The organism is Agrobacterium salinitolerans, from assembly GCF_002008225.1.
In the GTDB taxonomy this organism is placed as follows: domain Bacteria; phylum Pseudomonadota; class Alphaproteobacteria; order Rhizobiales; family Rhizobiaceae; genus Agrobacterium; species Agrobacterium salinitolerans.
The window spans coordinates 284,175-299,621 of sequence record NZ_MRDH01000037.1 but is presented as its reverse complement, the minus strand read 5'-3'; the positions used below and the strand labels follow the sequence as shown (position 1 = coordinate 299,621).

Annotated in this window: 15 protein-coding genes; 8 read left to right on the top strand and 7 right to left on the bottom strand. The window is 60.1% G+C overall.

Going from position 1 to position 15,447, the window contains the following annotated elements:
* Nucleotides 1–4 precede the first annotated feature (4 nt).
* The 5 genes from BS627_RS21725 to BS627_RS21705 form a co-directional block, all read right to left on the bottom strand.
* On the bottom strand, nt 5–751 hold the full coding sequence (locus BS627_RS21725; protein ID WP_077985209.1) for an electron transfer flavoprotein subunit beta/FixA family protein: 747 nt from the start codon (nt 749–751) through the stop codon (nt 5–7).
* Nucleotides 752–935: 184 nt separating this feature from the next.
* A complete protein-coding gene (locus tag BS627_RS21720; RefSeq protein ID WP_077985208.1) occupies nt 936–1,709 on the bottom strand; it encodes a rhomboid family intramembrane serine protease in 774 nt (257 codons plus the stop codon).
* Nucleotides 1,710–1,741: 32 nt separating this feature from the next.
* Nucleotides 1,742–2,320 (bottom strand): cob(I)yrinic acid a,c-diamide adenosyltransferase, encoded by a 579-nt coding sequence (locus BS627_RS21715; protein ID WP_077985207.1) that lies wholly within the window; start codon nt 2,318–2,320, stop codon nt 1,742–1,744.
* A 1-nt stretch (nt 2,321) separates the two neighbouring features.
* A complete protein-coding gene (locus tag BS627_RS21710) occupies nt 2,322–2,519 on the bottom strand; it encodes a twin transmembrane helix small protein (protein WP_003520830.1) in 198 nt (65 codons plus the stop codon).
* 16 nt (nt 2,520–2,535) lie between these two features.
* Complete coding sequence (locus BS627_RS21705) at nt 2,536–3,369, bottom strand: SDR family oxidoreductase (RefSeq protein ID WP_077985334.1); 834 nt, start codon at nt 3,367–3,369, stop codon at nt 2,536–2,538.
* Between the two features lie 176 nt (nt 3,370–3,545).
* On the opposite strand from BS627_RS21705, the gene BS627_RS21700 reads away from it, so the two are divergent.
* Nucleotides 3,546–4,463, top strand: a complete 918-nt coding sequence (locus BS627_RS21700; protein ID WP_077985332.1) for a YihY/virulence factor BrkB family protein — start codon at nt 3,546–3,548, stop codon at nt 4,461–4,463.
* Here the strand turns inward: BS627_RS21700 and gluQRS are convergent.
* Nucleotides 4,431–5,330, bottom strand: a complete 900-nt coding sequence (gene gluQRS, locus BS627_RS21695; protein WP_077985206.1) for a tRNA glutamyl-Q(34) synthetase GluQRS — start codon at nt 5,328–5,330, stop codon at nt 4,431–4,433. The genes BS627_RS21700 and gluQRS overlap by 33 nt on opposite strands.
* Nucleotides 5,331–5,369: 39 nt before the next feature.
* Between gluQRS and BS627_RS21690 the strand changes: the two genes are divergently transcribed.
* On the top strand, nt 5,370–6,026 hold the full coding sequence (locus tag BS627_RS21690) for a DNA-3-methyladenine glycosylase family protein (protein ID WP_162520350.1): 657 nt from the start codon (nt 5,370–5,372) through the stop codon (nt 6,024–6,026).
* 6 nt (nt 6,027–6,032) lie between these two features.
* Here BS627_RS21690 and BS627_RS21685 read toward each other — a convergent pair whose 3' ends face one another.
* On the bottom strand, nt 6,033–7,451 hold the full coding sequence (locus BS627_RS21685; protein WP_077985205.1) for a helix-turn-helix domain-containing protein: 1,419 nt from the start codon (nt 7,449–7,451) through the stop codon (nt 6,033–6,035).
* A gap of 118 nt (nt 7,452–7,569) precedes the next feature.
* Between BS627_RS21685 and BS627_RS21680 the strand changes: the two genes are divergently transcribed.
* The 6 genes from BS627_RS21680 to mce all read left to right on the top strand — a co-directional run bounded on the left by BS627_RS21680 (nt 7,570) and on the right by mce (nt 15,336).
* Complete coding sequence (locus BS627_RS21680; RefSeq protein WP_077985204.1) at nt 7,570–9,102, top strand: acyl-CoA carboxylase subunit beta; 1,533 nt, start codon at nt 7,570–7,572, stop codon at nt 9,100–9,102.
* A gap of 102 nt (nt 9,103–9,204) precedes the next feature.
* Nucleotides 9,205–10,101, top strand: coding sequence for a glutathione-dependent disulfide-bond oxidoreductase (gene yghU, locus BS627_RS21675; protein ID WP_077985203.1), 897 nt, complete (start codon nt 9,205–9,207; stop codon nt 10,099–10,101).
* 103 nt (nt 10,102–10,204) lie between these two features.
* Nucleotides 10,205–10,582, top strand: a complete 378-nt coding sequence (locus BS627_RS21670; RefSeq protein ID WP_077985202.1) for a hypothetical protein — start codon at nt 10,205–10,207, stop codon at nt 10,580–10,582.
* A 45-nt stretch (nt 10,583–10,627) separates the two neighbouring features.
* Nucleotides 10,628–12,631, top strand: a complete 2,004-nt coding sequence (locus BS627_RS21665) for an acetyl-CoA carboxylase biotin carboxylase subunit (RefSeq protein ID WP_077985201.1) — start codon at nt 10,628–10,630, stop codon at nt 12,629–12,631.
* Nucleotides 12,632–12,764: 133 nt separating this feature from the next.
* Entirely contained in the window at nt 12,765–14,906 is a 2,142-nt protein-coding gene (gene scpA / locus BS627_RS21660) for a methylmalonyl-CoA mutase (RefSeq protein WP_077985200.1), read from the top strand.
* Between the two features lie 13 nt (nt 14,907–14,919).
* Nucleotides 14,920–15,336 carry a methylmalonyl-CoA epimerase gene (mce, locus tag BS627_RS21655; protein WP_077985199.1) on the top strand — a complete coding sequence of 139 codons (417 nt, stop codon included), beginning with the start codon at nt 14,920–14,922 and terminating at the stop codon, nt 15,334–15,336.
* Nucleotides 15,337–15,447: the final 111 nt, after the last annotated feature.

Genomic DNA, 15,447 nt, shown 5'->3' with positions numbered 1-15,447 from the left:
AACCTTAGAGGACGCCGTCGGCTTTGAGCTTTTCGACCAGTTCGGCAACCGAGCCAACCTTGATGCCAGCCTTGCGGCCCGCGGGCTCCTCGGTCTTCAGCACCTTCAGGCGCGGCGAAACGTCGACGCCGAAATCGGCCGGCGACTTTTTGTCGAGCGGCTTCTTCTTCGCCTTCATGATGTTCGGCAACGATGCATAGCGCGGTTCGTTGAGGCGAAGATCGGTGGTGACGACGGCGGGAAGTTTCAGTTCAACCGTCTGCAAACCGCCATCGACTTCACGGGTAACCGCGACCTTGCCGTCGGACGGTACGACCTTGGAGGCAAAGGTGCCCTGGCCCCAGCCGAGAAGGGCTGCCAGCATCTGGCCGGTCTGGTTCGAATCGTCATCGATCGCCTGCTTGCCGACGATGACGAGACCGGGCTGCTCGGCCTCGGCCACAGCCTTCAAAAGCTTGGCGACGGCGAGCGGCTCGACCGTCTCGTCGGTTTCGATCAGGATGGCGCGGTCAGCGCCCATCGCAAGCGCGGTGCGCAGCGTTTCTTCCGCCTTGGCCGGGCCGATGGAGACGACCACGACCTCTTCGGCCTTGCCGGCTTCCTTCAGACGAAGGGCCTCTTCCACCGAGATTTCGTCGAACGGATTCATCGACATCTTCACATTGGCAAGCTCAACACCTGAACCATCCGATTTTACGCGGATCTTCACGTTGTAATCGACGACTCGTTTGACGGGGACAAGGATCTTCATCGGCGGCTTTCCTCAAACTCCTGTCCGCTTTGGCCAGTTGACCGCGCGGACCTCCAAAAACAGGTTGGCGACATGGATAAGCATTTTTCCCGCAATTACAACGGAGCAATCTTCATTATCGCATGCGCGTAAGGCATATCTTACGTTGACGTTCACGTAAATACTCTATCTCTTTTGCAAGAGCTCATCTGCTCCCGTCATAGCCCCGTTCGATTTGCGACAACCCCGCCGTTTGCGACGGATTCTTGAACTGCGCCGCCCTTGGCGGAACAATCGTGCGGTCAAAAAGGGGAACGCCCCGCCTGCGCATGAAAATCACCATGATCGCGCCAGCCATGATGCCGCCGACATGTGCGCCCCAGGAGACGTTTTCCTCAAGCCCGAGTGCCAGCATCAGGAACTGCTGGCCGATCCACAGCGCCAGCGGAACGAAGGCGGGCAAGGGAAGCGGAATGCGCATGAGAACCAGCACCCAGACGCGAACCCTGGGATGCAGAAGGAAATAGGCCGCGACGACGCCCGAAACCGCACCCGAAGCGCCGATCAGCGGCCCTTCCGAGGTGGGGGCGACGAAACCGTGAAACAGGGCGCCGGCAATCGCGCAGATGATATAGAAGATCAGGAAACGGAAATGGCCGAGCGCATCCTCGACATTGTCGCCGAAGACCCAGAGAAACAGCATGTTGCCGGCCAGATGCCAGAAATCGAGATGCAGGAAAGCATAGGTGACCACGGTCAGGTCATCGGGAACGACCTGCAGGGCGGGTTCCAGATAGGCGTAGTCGAACACCACTGCCGGAATGAAACCGAGGCCGAGCGCTGCTGCATTGGCCTGCACGTCGCTGGCAAGGACGCAGGTGAACAGCCAGACCAGCACATTGACCACGATCAGACCGATCGTCACATATTGCAGACGGATATGTTTGAGGGAATTCGCATCGTGCAGCGGTATGAACATCGAACGCCCTTTGGTTGCGTCGTTGAAACGCTTTAGCGGTTCTTGCCGGGAACCCACAATATGTCGGCCTTGCCGGCCTCATTGGCGAAGCGGGCGGCGACGAACAGGAAATCGGACAGGCGGTTGGCGTATTTAAGCGCCGCCGGGCTGACGATCTCGTTCTCAGCGACGGACAGTTCCACCATCAGTCTCTCCGCCCGCCGGCAGACGGTGCGCGCCATGTGCAGATTGGCCGCTGCCGCGCTGCCGCCCGGCAGCACGAAAGAGGTCAGCGGTTCAAGCGCGACATTGAGATCGTCGATTTCGTTTTCCAGCCGCGTGACCTGGCTTTCGACGATGCGCAGCGGCTCGTAAGAAAGCGGCTCGCCATTATCAGGCGTGGCGAGATCGGCGCCGAGGTCGAAAAGATCGTTCTGGATCCGGAACAGCATGGCATCCAGCTTTTCAATCCCGCCCGTATAAAGCCGCGCGACACCGATCGCCGAATTGGTTTCGTCCACCGTGCCGTAGGCTTCAACGCGAAGGTCGTGCTTGAGGCGACGCGGGCCGGAAACCAGCGCCGTCGTGCCCTTGTCGCCGGTACGGGTGTAGATCTTGTTCAGCTTCACCATGTCAGCGGCCACCGCCGGTGAGCCAGAGGGTGAACATGATCAGCACAATCGCCACGGCCTGCAAAAGCAGGCGAAGCTGCATCAGCTTGTTGGAACGGTTGGCGTCCTGTCCCTTCAGCATGTTAAAGAGGCCGCGTATCAGCACGATGACGACGAGGCCCATAACGATAAGGGCCAGAACGGTGGTGAAGCCGGACATGCGGTATTACTCCTCCTCAATCGAATCTGCGCAGCAGACGATAGAAAAGTCCGGCAGGCAAGAGCCGTTTCAGGATAAGCCCCTGTTTGGCCGGCACGGTAACGGGATAATGCGGCTTCGGTTTTGCCGCCGTCAGGGCGTGTTTCAACACGGTATAAACGGCGTCCGGACCAAGCTTGTGGCGGTTGACGGGGCCGGAACCATCCATGCGCGCCAACTGGCGTTTATATTCCGCCGCATGGGCTGAATTTTCGAGATCGATGTGCTCGTTGATATGGGCAAGCGCGGTGGCGGTGAATTTGGAGGTGATCGGACCCGGTTCGATCAGGCTCACATGGATGCCGCTGCCCTGAAGCTCCATGCGCAGCGTGACGCCCAGCCCCTCAAGCGCAAATTTCGAAGCGGTGTAAGCGCCGCGATAGCGATAGGGAACGAGACCGAGAATGGAGGAGCAATGCACGATGCGGCCCGAACCACGCTTGCGCATGAAGGGAATGACCCGCCGCGTCAGATCGTGCCAGCCGAAGACATTGGTTTCGAACTGTGCCCGCAGCGCTTCGACAGGCAGGTCTTCCACCGCGCCCGGCTGGCCATAAGCGCCATTGTTGAAAAGCGCGTCAATGCGGCCGCCGGTGCGGGCGGCAACCGTATCCACCAGTGCTGCGATGGTTTCGGGCTTGGTGTAATCCATGATCAGGGTTTCGATGCCCTGATTTTCGAGCGCTGCCATGTCAACGATACGCCGCACGGTGGCAAAAACCCGCCAGCCATCCCTGTGCAGCGCGCCGGCGCAATGAGCGCCGATGCCAGAGGAACAGCCGGTGATGATGATGACCGGTTTTTCAGACATGTTCTGCCCCGCCAATGGACTTTGCGCCAAGGGGCGCTCAGATTCCCAAAATTAAATTGCGCAAAATCCTTTTCGGAAATGGAACCGAAAGCCGGGTTTGCGCGCTGTACAAAGCGAAGCTGATTTCCCATATTCGGGGCGAAGTTACAAATGAAATGCCGATGAATGGAGGTGACATGGTTGCCGCAGTGCGCCTGGCAGGCAAGGTTGCCTTTGATGCCTATTCCCATTTCGCCGAGGATGACGGCTGGGCGATGGCGAGCCATATGGCGCTGTCCATCCTGCTGGCGCTGTTCCCCTTCCTGATCTTCGGCACGGCGCTGGCCGGTTTTCTCGGGGCCGACCAGTTTTCCGAAACGGCGGTGCATCTGATTTTCGATACATGGCCGGAAGCGATTGCCGGGCCGCTGGCGGCGCAGGTGCAGCAGGTGCTGACCATTCCGCGCGGCGGGCTGCTGACGATTTCGGTGCTGGCAGCTGCCTATTTTGCCTCCAACGGCGTCGAGGCGCTGAGAATTTCGCTCAACCGCGCCTATCGTGTCACGGAGACGCGCTGGTGGTATATCACCCGTCTGCTCAGCCTGCTTTACGTGCTGATTGCGGTTGTGGTCTTTGCCGGCATCAGCATCGTCCTCGTCGCCGTGCCGGTCGCCACCTCTTTTGCCGAGCAACGGTTCCCCTGGTTGACAGACGTGCTGAATACGGTCTCCAGTCTTGGTCTTTACGGTACCATCGTTGTGCTGACGGCGGGGCTGGTGGCGGCGCATCTGTGGCTTCCGGCCGGCAAACGCCGCATCTGGGATGTCTGGCCCGGCATTCTCCTGACGATGATATTCTGGGTCATCGGTGCGGCGATCTTCGCCTATTACCTCTCCACCTTCGCCAATTATGCAGCCACCTATGCCGGTCTCGCCTCGGTTATGGTGGTTTTGGTGTTTCTTTATATGGTCGGCGTCATCTTCATGCTCGGTGCGGAGGTGAATGCGGCGCTGATGAAATACAAGGTGCGGCAGATCATCCGCCGCAATATCGGCGGCAGCGGCGCGCGCCGGGAGCGGGCGCTAGAGGAGACCGACAAGCCGGCGGATATCTGAGGGCGTCGCTCCTTCTGCACGAAGGGCGGAGAGCCCGGTACTGCCTTCGCTTTTCGAAAGCTTGCGCCCGTCTGCGCCCAAGATCAGCCGGTGATGGTGATAGGCCGGTTGCGACAGGTCCAGCAGGTGTTGCAAAAGCCGGTGGATGGCGGTTGCGTGATAGAGATCCATGCCGCGCACCACATGGGTGATACCCTGCAGCGCATCATCCACCACGACGGAAAGATGATAGCTCGAAGGCGCGTCTGAGCGCGACAGCACCACATCGCCCCAAAGGGCGGGCTGGGCCTCGATTTTCCCCGTCTCGCCATCGCCGCTCTCCTGCCAGAACAGGGGGATGCCGGCGGCGCGGATCGCCTTTTCCATGTCGAGCCGCCAGGCGTGCGGCCGGCCGGAAGCGAACAGCGCTGTCCGTTCCGCCTTTGGCCTCTCCCGGTCTATGGTCGGGTAAAGCGGCGCGCCATCGGGATCGCGCGGCCACAACCCTCCCACCGTTTCGAAGGCTCTGACGATCGCCTTGGTTTCTCCGCGGCTAAGAAAGGCAGGATAGGCAAGGCCTGCCTCGATAAGCCTGTCCAGCGCCATGCGGTACTCATCGAAATGCTCCGATTGCCGCCGCGCAGGTTTCTCCCAGTCGAGACCCAGCCAGCCAAGATCGTCATAGATTGCCTGTTCCAGCTCCGGGGTGCAGCGCGTCTGGTCGATATCCTCGATGCGCAACAGGAAGCGGCCGCCATTGTCTCGCGCCATATCTTGGTTCAGGAAGGCGGAAAGCGCATGGCCGAGATGCAGCAGGCCATTGGGGCTTGGTGCAAAACGGTAAACCGGTTTTTGACGGAACTGCGAAGGCATGGTTTCTTCTGCCATGTTTTAAAGAGCCAAACCAGCCGGCTGGCGGCATATGGAATGACGGATATGAAAATCATTACCGGGATGGATGACATCAGCGAAGGGCTGGAACATCTCACTCTTCTCGATCCTGCGCTTGGCCCCGTCATTGAAATAGCCGGTCCGCTGGAACTGCGCATCCACGAGCCCGGCTTTGCCGGCCTTGCCCATATCGTCGTCTCGCAGATGGTGTCGCGCGCCAGCGCCAATGCCATATGGGCGCGTATCCTTGCCGGCACCGGCGGCGCGGTCACGGCGGAGAATTATCTGGGTGTGCCGGAGGAATTGCGCGCCACCTTCGGCCTTTCCCGGGCCAAGGCGACGACACTGGAGGGACTGGCGCGCGCCGTCACGCAAGGGCAGATCGACCTTGACGGCGTGGTGCGCAAGGAGGGACTTGCGGCCCTTTCCGAACTGGTGGCGCTTCGCGGTATAGGCCCGTGGACGGCGGAGGTTTATCTGATGTTCTGCGGCGGGCATCCGGATATTTTTCCGGTCGGTGATGTGGCGCTGAGATCGGCGGTGGCGCATGCACTCGATATGGAAGTGAGGCCGGAAGCGAAATGGCTGGCGGAGCGGGCGGCGCTCTGGTCGCCGTGGCGCTCCGTGGCCGCCCGGCTTTTCTGGGGTTATTATGCCAACATCATGCGGCGCGCCATGGCGCCGCTGCCCTGAGTGTGGTCAAAAATCGGCGATACTGTAGGGTAGGGCCCCGCGCGACAGATGATCGAAATGCAGCTTGCGTTTCAGCGGCGGCACCGCGCGCTGTACGCAATCCACCCTCTCGCAGACCCGGCAGGATATGCCGATCGGTTTGAAGGAGGCCGCATTGCCGAGATCGAGCGTATCGGCATAAACGAAATTCTGCGCGTGGGAAATTTCGCAGCCGAGCGCGATGGCATAGCGCGGTCTATCCGTGTTGAAACCCGCGCCGGCTTTCTCGATCTGCGTGGCAATGGAAAGATAGCGTACGCCGTCAGGCGTTTCCGCCAGCTGCCGCACGATCCTGTCGGAGCTTTCGAAGGCCTGATGGATATTCCACAGCGGACAGGCCGCGCCGAAACGGGCAAATTGCAGCCGCGTGGCGCTGTGGCGTTTGGTGATGTTGCCGGCGCGGTCGATCTTGGCGAAAAAGATCGGCACGCCCTTCATGCCCGGCCGTTGCAGCGTGCTCAGCCTATGCGCCACCTGTTCGAGGCTCGCACCGTACCGCACGGCGAGAAGTTCGAGATCGTGGCGCAGCTCCTGCGCCGCCCGATGAAATTGGCCATAGGGAAGGATGAGGGCGGCGGCGAAATAGTTATGTAGTCCGATACGACAGATTTCCGCCGCTTCCGCATTGCGGAAACCTGCACCGGAAAGCACCCTGTCCACCGTCGCGCCGGCATGAAGCTGGGCGATCTGCAATGCCAGCTGAAAACAGCGTGTCGGCGCGGCCATGTAGGAGCTGAGGGCAAGCGTCTTGCCTGTGGGATCGAAATGCCGGATCAGGCCGTCCGCCGCCTCGGTTCGGGTGATATGAATGCCATAACGGTTGCGCAGATGCGACGCCAGAATGCCGTAGGTCTCGCCGCCTTCGATCTCCAGTTCCTCCGCCAGTTCCTCGGCCAGAAGATCGATCTCGGCGACGTAGTTGTCGACGAAGTGGAAGAAGTCGCGCACCTCCTCGTAAGGGGTTCTTTCCACCTGCGCGGTGCCGCGACCCAGCCGGTCATCCAGCTGCACCAGCTGCTCGCTGTTCTGGCGATAGGCTTGATGGGCGCGCAGCAGCGCATGGGCAAAACCCGGCGCGTTCTGGGCGATCAACTTCAATTCCTGGAGCCCAGGCTCGTAATTCAGGAATAGCGGGTCTTTCAGCGCCTCGCGCACGGCGGAAACCAGCCGGTCGCTTTCACCGGTCGCCAGCTCCGCCATGTCGAGCTGGAATTTTTCCACCAGCGTCACCAGAACGCTGGCCGAAACGGGTCGCTGGTTGTTTTCGATCTGGTTCAGATAACTCGCGGAGATACCAAGCCGCTCGGCAAATTGCGCCTGCGTGGCGCGGGCGTTTTCGCGAAGGCCGCGAACCTTGCGGCCGATGAAGAGTTTTTCCGTCGCCATGTTGCAACTTTGCAAAATTAAACATTGCAAATATTTATGGCACGCATACGCGCACGATCAAGGCTTCTAGGCGAATGTTTTCTAAGCTATTGATTTTGAGGAAACGCATGGAGGAAACATGCCCGGCATTCTGGAGCAATTGGAAACGCGGCGCGCCGAGGCGCGGCTCGGCGGCGGCGTCAAGCGCATCGAGGCGCAGCACGCCAAAGGCAAGCTGACGGCGCGCGAGCGCATCGATGTGCTGCTGGATGAAGGTTCCTTCGAAGAATACGACATGTACGTGACCCACCGGGCGGTGGATTTCGGCATGGCGGAGCAGAAGGTGGCCGGCGACGGCGTCGTCACCGGCTGGGGCACCATCAATGGCCGACAGGTCTATGTGTTTTCGCAGGATTTCACCGTGCTCGGCGGTTCGCTGTCGGAAACCCATGCGCAGAAAATCTGCAAGATCATGGATATGGCGGTGCGCAACGGCGCGCCGGTGATCGGCCTCAACGATTCCGGCGGGGCCAGAATTCAGGAAGGCGTGGCCTCGCTCGGCGGTTATGCCGATGTGTTCAAGCGCAATGTCGTCGCCTCTGGCGTCGTGCCGCAGATATCGGTCATCATGGGCCCCTGTGCGGGCGGCGCCGTCTATTCGCCGGCCATGACCGATTTCATCTTCATGGTGCGCGATACCTCCTACATGTTCGTGACCGGGCCGGATGTGGTCAAAACCGTGACCAACGAGATCGTTACGGCGGAAGAATTGGGCGGAGCCTCCACCCACACGAAAAAATCCTCCGTCGCCGACGGCGCTTATGAAAACGACATCGAGACGCTGGAGCATGTGCGGCTGCTGTTCGATTTTCTGCCGCTCAACAACCGCGAAAAGCCGCCGGCGCGCCCGTTCCACGACGATCCGGCGCGGCTGGAAGCACGTCTCGATACGCTGATCCCTGATAGTTCCAGCAAGCCCTATGACATGAAGGAACTGATCCACGCGCTGGCCGACGAAGGCGATTTCTTCGAGTTGCAGGAAGCTTTCGCCCGCAACATCATCACCGGCTTTATCCGTCTCGAAGGCCAGACGGTGGGCGTCGTCGCCAACCAGCCGATGGTGCTGGCCGGCTGCCTCGATATTGATGCCTCGCGCAAGGCGGCGCGTTTCGTGCGCTTCTGCGACGCCTTCAACATTCCGCTTCTGACGCTGGTGGATGTGCCGGGTTTCCTGCCCGGAACGGCGCAGGAATATGGCGGCGTCATCAAGCACGGCGCGAAACTTCTGTTCGCCTATTCCGAGGCGACGGTGCCGATGGTGACGCTGATCACCCGCAAGGCCTATGGCGGCGCTTATGACGTGATGGCCTCCAAACATATCGGCGCGGATGTGAATTATGCCTGGCCGACGGCGGAAATCGCCGTGATGGGCGCAAAGGGGGCGGCGGAAATTCTCTATCGTTCCGAGCTCTCCGATCCGGAAAAGATCGCTGCGCGCACGAAGGAATATGAGGAGCGTTTCGCCAATCCCTTCGTCGCTGCGGAGCGCGGTTTCATCGATGAGGTCATCATGCCGCATTCCTCACGCCGCCGCATCGCTCGCGCGTTTGCGTCGCTGCGCAACAAGAGCGTGGAAACCCGCTGGAAGAAACACGACACTATTCCGCTCTGATCCGCCGCAGGGCTGGAAAAATGCTTCGGCCACCTTACTATATGGATGTTCAGGCGCCCGGATGTCCGGATGTCCTCCCGAAAAGCAAAAGGACACATTTTCATGGCCGAAAATTCCTCCGCAGATAATTTACCCGCAGGATATGAAGTGCCCAAGGTCTGGACCTGGGAAAAGGGCAATGGCGGCCAGTTCGCCAATATCAACCGCCCTATCGCCGGTCCCACCCATGAAAAGGAACTGCCTGTCGGCAAGCACCCGCTGCAGCTTTATTCGCTGGCGACGCCGAACGGCCAGAAGGTCACCATCATGCTGGAAGAATTGCTGGCCGCCGGCCACAAGGACGCAGACTATGATGCCTGGCTGATCAAGATCGGCGAGGGCGACCAGTTCGGCTCCGGTTTCGTCGGCGTCAATCCGAATTCCAAGATCCCGGCGCTGATGGATCACTCGACGGCTGAGCCGACCCGCGTTTTCGAAAGCGGCTCGATCCTCGTTTATCTCGCGGAAAAATTCGGCGCTTTCCTGCCGAAAGAGGGCAATGCCCGCACGCAGGCACTGAACTGGCTGTTCTGGCAGATGGGCTCCGCACCCTTCCTCGGCGGCGGTTTCGGCCATTTCTACGCCTATGCGCCGATCAAGATCAAATACGCCATCGACCGTTACGCGATGGAGGTCAAACGCCAGCTCGACGTGCTGGACCGGCACCTGGCTGAAAACCGCTATCTGGCGGGTTCGGAATATACCATCGCCGACATGGCCGTCTGGCCGTGGTATGGCAAGATCGCGCTCGGTCAGGCCTATGGCGATGCCGGTGCGTTCCTTGAGGCGGACGGTTACAAGAACGTCATGCGCTGGACGCTCGAAATCGGCGAACGCCCGGCGGTCAAACGCGGCGTGATCGTCAACAAGACTTCGGGCGATCCGTCCGAACAGTTGCATGAGCGCCACGACGCCTCCGACTTCGAGACGAAGACGCAAGACAAGATCGGCAAGGCGTAAGGAAGGATTAGAGCGCCAAAAGCGCTCTAACTATTTGAATTGACGCATTTCCGGACGTAAAAGCAAGGCAGCTTTTACTGGAAATGTTCTGGAAGGACAAAAGATGGCGAACCTGCCCGAAATGACCAAACACAAGGGATTTCCCTCCGGCATGCCGAGCACGGGCGTCCAGTTCACCATCCGCCGCGCCAACCCCAAAGGGGTAACACCTATCAAGATGATACCCCGAAGGGCTCGCAACGACACCAAGGAGCATCGCATCGATGCCGCCTTCCTGCACTCGCTCTGGCACCATTTCGGGCCTGAGCCCTTCGAGCGTGGCAATCTCGACGCCGCCCGCCTCAACCTCCTCTTCGGCCGCGAGGTGGTGCCGGCGGAAAAGAACTTCGATCCGCTTTCCTATCAGGCGATGCTTGTTATCGATGAGCGTGTCGCACGGCAGAATTTCCCGGAATCCTTCGAGAATTTCTTCGAAATTTGACGACTACTCACGGGTTTGCGCTGAGGGAAGAGGGGCAACAACCGCATGATCAAGAAAATCCTCATCGCCAATCGCGGCGAGATCGCCTGCCGGGTGATCAAGACGGCCAGGAAGATGGGCATCGCCACTGTCGCGGTCTATTCGGATGCGGATGCCAATGCGCTGCATGTGAGACAAGCGGATGAGGCCGTTCATATCGGCCCGGCCCCCTCGTCGCAGTCCTATATCGTCATCGACAAAATTCTGGAGGCCATCAATAAGACCGGGGCGGATGCGGTCCATCCCGGCTACGGCTTCCTGTCGGAAAATGCTGTCTTCGCAGAAGCGCTGAAACAGGCGGGCGTCGTCTTCATCGGCCCGCCTGTTGGCGCCATCGAGGCCATGGGTGACAAGATCACCTCCAAGAAACTGGCCGCGAAAGCGGGCGTTTCCACCGTCCCCGGCCATATGGGGCTGATCGAGGATGCGGATGAGGCGGTCAGGATCGCTTCGCAGATCGGTTATCCAGTCATGATCAAGGCGTCGGCCGGCGGTGGCGGCAAAGGCATGCGCATCGCCTTCAACGATGCCGAAGCGCGCGAGGGTTTTCAGTCCTCCAAAAACGAGGCGAAGTCGTCTTTTGGCGATGACCGCATCTTCATCGAAAAATTCGTCACCCAGCCGCGCCATATCGAAATTCAGGTGCTGGGCGACAAGCACGGCAATATCCTTTATCTCGGCGAACGCGAATGCTCGATCCAGCGGCGGAACCAGAAGGTCATCGAGGAAGCGCCGTCACCCTTTCTGGACGAAGCGACCCGCAAGGCCATGGGCGAGCAGGCCGTGGCGCTGGCGAGAGCGGTCGGTTACCATTCGGCCGGCACGGTGGAATTCATCGTCGATGGTGACCGCAACTTCTATTTCCTTGAAATGAATACCCGCCTGCAGGTGGAGCATCCGGTGACGGAACTGGTTACCGGCATCGATCTGGTCGAACAGATGATTCGCGTGGCGTCAGGTGAAAAGCTCTCCTTCGGGCAGGCGGATGTGAAGCTGAACGGCTGGGCGATTGAAAGCCGGCTTTATGCTGAAGACCCCTACCGCAACTTCCTGCCCTCTATTGGCCGGCTGACGCGTTATCGCCCGCCGCAGGAAGGCGAACAGGAAAACAGAACGGTCATCCGTAACGATACCGGCGTTTTCGAAGGCGGCGAAATCTCGATGTATTACGATCCGATGATCGCCAAGCTGTGCAGCTGGGGCAAGGATCGGACGACTGCCATCGATGCCATGGGAGAGGCATTGGATCGTTTCGAGGTTGAAGGCATCGGCCACAATCTACCGTTCCTGTCGGCCGTCATGCAGCATGAGCGTTTCCGCGCCGGCCACCTGACGACGGGCTTTATTGCGGAAGAGTTTCCGGAAGGCTTTTCCGGCGTCGAGCCGGATGAGGCCGCCGCGCGCAAGCTTTCCGCCATTGCGGCCATCATCAATCAGCGCCTGCAGAACCGCGCGGTTGAAATTTCCGGCACCATTGGCAATCACCGCCGCATTGTCGGTAGTGACTGGGTGGTTTCGTTTGGCGCGCTCCGCCACGGGGTCAGCGTCGAAACCGGTGCGGATGGTACGGCGGTCCGTTTTGAGGATGGGATGGCGCTGACCATCGATACCGGCTGGCGTCCCGGCCAAAGCCTTGGGCTGTTCACAGTGGCGGGCGAGGTCATCGCCGCCAAGGTCGATCTTGCAGGCGCAGCGGTTCGCTTGCGCTGGTGCGGCATGGATGTTCTCGCCCGCGTGCGCAGCCCGCGCGTGGCGGAACTGGCGCTGCTGATGCCGGAAAAACTGCCGCCGGATACATCCAAACTGCTGCTCTGCCCCATGCCGGGCGTCATTACCGGTATTTCCGTGGGTGAGGGCGAAGAGGTGGAGGCCGGGCAGGCGCTGGCGACCGTGGAGGCCATGAAAATGGAAAACATCCTGCGTGCGGAAAAACGCGGTCGCGTTGCCAGGGTGGCGGCAAAACCGGGCGACAGCCTCGCGGTGGATGAAGTCATCCTCGAATTCGAGTGACGACCTTTGGCCGTTTTTGCGGAACGGATGCGGATCGGAGTGGTTTAAGGGGGCGGGCCTGCGGGCGGCCGTTCGATTTTCGTCACGATCAGCCGCCACAGTGCTAAAATGAAATGCAGAAGGGGAGAGATGCATGTCGGGTGAAAAAACGGTGCGGGATTGGCTGCAGCTTGCCGAAAAGGAGCTGAAGCGCTCACCGGACACACTCGTCTGGCACACGCCGGAGGGCATTGAGGTCAAGCCGCTCTATACGGCTGACGATCTGCAGAAGATTTCCCATCTCGACAGCCTGCCCGGCTTTGCGCCCTTCACGCGCGGCCCGCGCGCCACCATGTATGCCGGGCGGCCCTGGACCATCCGCCAATATGCCGGTTTCTCCACGGCGGAAGCCTCGAACGCCTTTTACCGCAAGGCGCTGGCCGCTGGTCAGCAGGGCGTTTCCGTCGCCTTCGATCTCGCCACCCATCGCGGTTATGACAGCGATCATCCGCGCGTGGAGGGCGATGTCGGCAAGGCGGGGGTGGCGATCGACAGCGTCGAGGACATGAAAATCCTGTTCGACGGCATCCCGCTCGAAAAAGTCTCGGTGTCGATGACCATGAATGGCGCGGTTATTCCGGTGCTCGCCAGTTTCATCGTTGCGGGGGAAGAGCAGGGGGTGCCTCGTGCCGCCCTTTCGGGCACCATCCAGAATGACATTCTCAAGGAGTTCATGGTTCGCAACACCTATATATATCCGCCGGAACCCTCGATGCGGATCATTGCCGATATCATCGAATATACGGCGAAGGAGATGCCGAAATTCAACTCCATCTCCATTTCCGGCTATCACATGCAGGAAGCGGGGGCGACGCTGGTGCAGGAGCTTGCCTTCACGCTGGCGGATGGCCGCGAATATGTGCGCGCGGCCCTTGCCAAGGGGCTGAATGTCGATGATTTTGCCGGGCGTCTGTCGTTCTTTTTCGCCATCGGCATGAATTTCTTCATGGAGGCGGCGAAGCTGCGCGCCGCGCGCCTGCTCTGGTCGCGCATCATGCAGGAATTCAAGCCGCAAAAAGCGTCATCGCTGATGCTGCGCACCCATTGCCAGACGTCAGGTGTCTCGCTTCAGGAGCAGGACCCCTATAACAACATCGTCCGCACCGCGTTTGAGGCCATGTCCGCCGTGCTTGGCGGTACGCAGTCGCTGCACACCAATTCCTTCGATGAGGCGATTGCCCTGCCGACGGAGTTTTCCGCCCGCATCGCCCGCAATACGCAGCTTATCCTCCAGCATGAAACCGGTGTCACCAAGGTCGTCGATCCGCTGGCCGGTTCCTATTATGTCGAGAGCCTGACCGATGAACTGGCAGAGAAGGCCTGGGCGCTGATCGAGGAGGTGGAGGCGCTTGGCGGCATGACCAGGGCGGTGGCGGAAGGCCTGCCGAAACGGCTGATCGAAGAGGCGGCAACACGCCGCCAGGCGGCGGTGGACAAGGGCGAGGAGGTCATCGTCGGGGTCAACCGTTATCGTCTCGAAAACGAGGAAGATATCGATGTTCTCGATATCGACAATGCCGCCGTTCGCGCCGCGCAGATCCGCCGAATTGAGGAGACGCGCCGCCGCCGCGATGTCAAGGATGTGACCTCCGCCTTGGCGGCACTTTCCGAGATCGCCCGCAGCGGCAAGGGCAATATTCTCGAAGCCGCCGTTGTCGCCGCCCGCGCCCGCGCCACGGTGGGAGAGATTTCCGATGCACTGCGTGCGGTCTTCGGTGACCATGCCGCCGTGCCGGAGGTGGTGAGCGATATTTATGGCGAGGCCTATAGGGATGAGCCTGAACTTGCCACGCTCTCCGCCCGGCTTTCCGGTGTTGCTGAGAGGATCGGCACCAAGCCGCGCATCATGGTCGCCAAACTCGGGCAGGACGGACATGATCGCGGCGCGAAAGTCATAGCCTCCGCCTTCGGCGATATCGGTTTCGATGTGCTGGCCGGCCCTTTGTTCCAGACGCCCGTTGAAGCGGCGGATATCGCCGTTCAGAACAGGGTGCATGTGGTGGGCATGTCGTCGCTCGCCGCCGGTCATAAGACGCTGGCGCCGCAGCTGGTTGAGGCGCTGAAACAGAAGGGCGCGGAAGACATCATCGTCGTGGTCGGCGGCGTCATTCCACGGCAGGATTATCAGTTTCTGCTCGATCACGGCGTTTCGGCAATTTTCGGACCTGGCACCAATGTCATGGATGCGGCCAACAAGGTTCTCGACCTGCTCGAAGGCGTCAGGCGGAACGTGTGAGGGGAATACGGCCATGTTCGGAAGATTGAATCACGTCGCCATCGCGGTGCCCGATCTCGATGCCGCTATTGCCCGCTACAGCGCACTTGGCGCAGAGGTCTCGGAGCCGCAATCGCTACCTCAACACGGGGTGACGGTGGTTTTTATTCAGGCTGAAAATACCAAGATCGAGCTTCTTTATCCGCTCGGCGAAAATTCGCCGATTGCCGCTTTTCTCGAGAGAAATCCGGGCGGCGGCACGCACCATCTTTGCTTCGAAGTGCCTGACATTGTCGCGGCGCGCGACGATCTCGTCAAAAAAGGCGTTCGAATTCTGGGTGACGGCGAGCCGAAGATCGGCGCGCATGGCAATCCCGTTCTTTTCCTGCACCCAAAGGATATGGGCGGCGTGCTCTATGAGCTTGAACAGGTTTCTCGGACACATGGCTGAAACACAGACCCCGTAAGAGGCTGACCATACGGTGGATGGCGCGCAGCGGCCGTTCGCCTTTGCCGGAACGTGTTTCGTTTGTTTTCTTTTGACATTCGTTTTGTTTTCGTT

What these genes read in the sequence shown, in the direction of transcription:
- BS627_RS21710 (WP_003520830.1), bottom strand. Translation starts at nt 2,519, where the DNA reads ATGTCCGGCTTCACCACCGTTCTGGCCCTTATCGTTATGGGCCTCGTC.
- BS627_RS21690 (WP_162520350.1), top strand. Translation starts at nt 5,370, where the DNA reads ATGACGGATATGAAAATCATTACCGGGATGGATGACATCAGCGAAGGG.
- gluQRS (WP_077985206.1), bottom strand. Translation starts at nt 5,330, where the DNA reads ATGGCAGAAGAAACCATGCCTTCGCAGTTCCGTCAAAAACCGGTTTAC.
- BS627_RS21685 (WP_077985205.1), bottom strand. Translation starts at nt 7,451, where the DNA reads ATGGCGACGGAAAAACTCTTCATCGGCCGCAAGGTTCGCGGCCTTCGC.
- mce (WP_077985199.1), top strand. Translation starts at nt 14,920, where the DNA reads ATGTTCGGAAGATTGAATCACGTCGCCATCGCGGTGCCCGATCTCGAT.
- BS627_RS21665 (WP_077985201.1), top strand. Translation starts at nt 10,628, where the DNA reads ATGATCAAGAAAATCCTCATCGCCAATCGCGGCGAGATCGCCTGCCGG.
- BS627_RS21680 (WP_077985204.1), top strand. Translation starts at nt 7,570, where the DNA reads ATGCCCGGCATTCTGGAGCAATTGGAAACGCGGCGCGCCGAGGCGCGG.
- yghU (WP_077985203.1), top strand. Translation starts at nt 9,205, where the DNA reads ATGGCCGAAAATTCCTCCGCAGATAATTTACCCGCAGGATATGAAGTG.
- BS627_RS21720 (WP_077985208.1), bottom strand. Translation starts at nt 1,709, where the DNA reads ATGTTCATACCGCTGCACGATGCGAATTCCCTCAAACATATCCGTCTG.
- scpA (WP_077985200.1), top strand. Translation starts at nt 12,765, where the DNA reads ATGTCGGGTGAAAAAACGGTGCGGGATTGGCTGCAGCTTGCCGAAAAG.
- BS627_RS21725 (WP_077985209.1), bottom strand. Translation starts at nt 751, where the DNA reads ATGAAGATCCTTGTCCCCGTCAAACGAGTCGTCGATTACAACGTGAAG.
- BS627_RS21670 (WP_077985202.1), top strand. Translation starts at nt 10,205, where the DNA reads ATGGCGAACCTGCCCGAAATGACCAAACACAAGGGATTTCCCTCCGGC.
- BS627_RS21715 (WP_077985207.1), bottom strand. Translation starts at nt 2,320, where the DNA reads ATGGTGAAGCTGAACAAGATCTACACCCGTACCGGCGACAAGGGCACG.
- BS627_RS21705 (WP_077985334.1), bottom strand. Translation starts at nt 3,369, where the DNA reads ATGTCTGAAAAACCGGTCATCATCATCACCGGCTGTTCCTCTGGCATC.
- BS627_RS21700 (WP_077985332.1), top strand. Translation starts at nt 3,546, where the DNA reads ATGGTTGCCGCAGTGCGCCTGGCAGGCAAGGTTGCCTTTGATGCCTAT.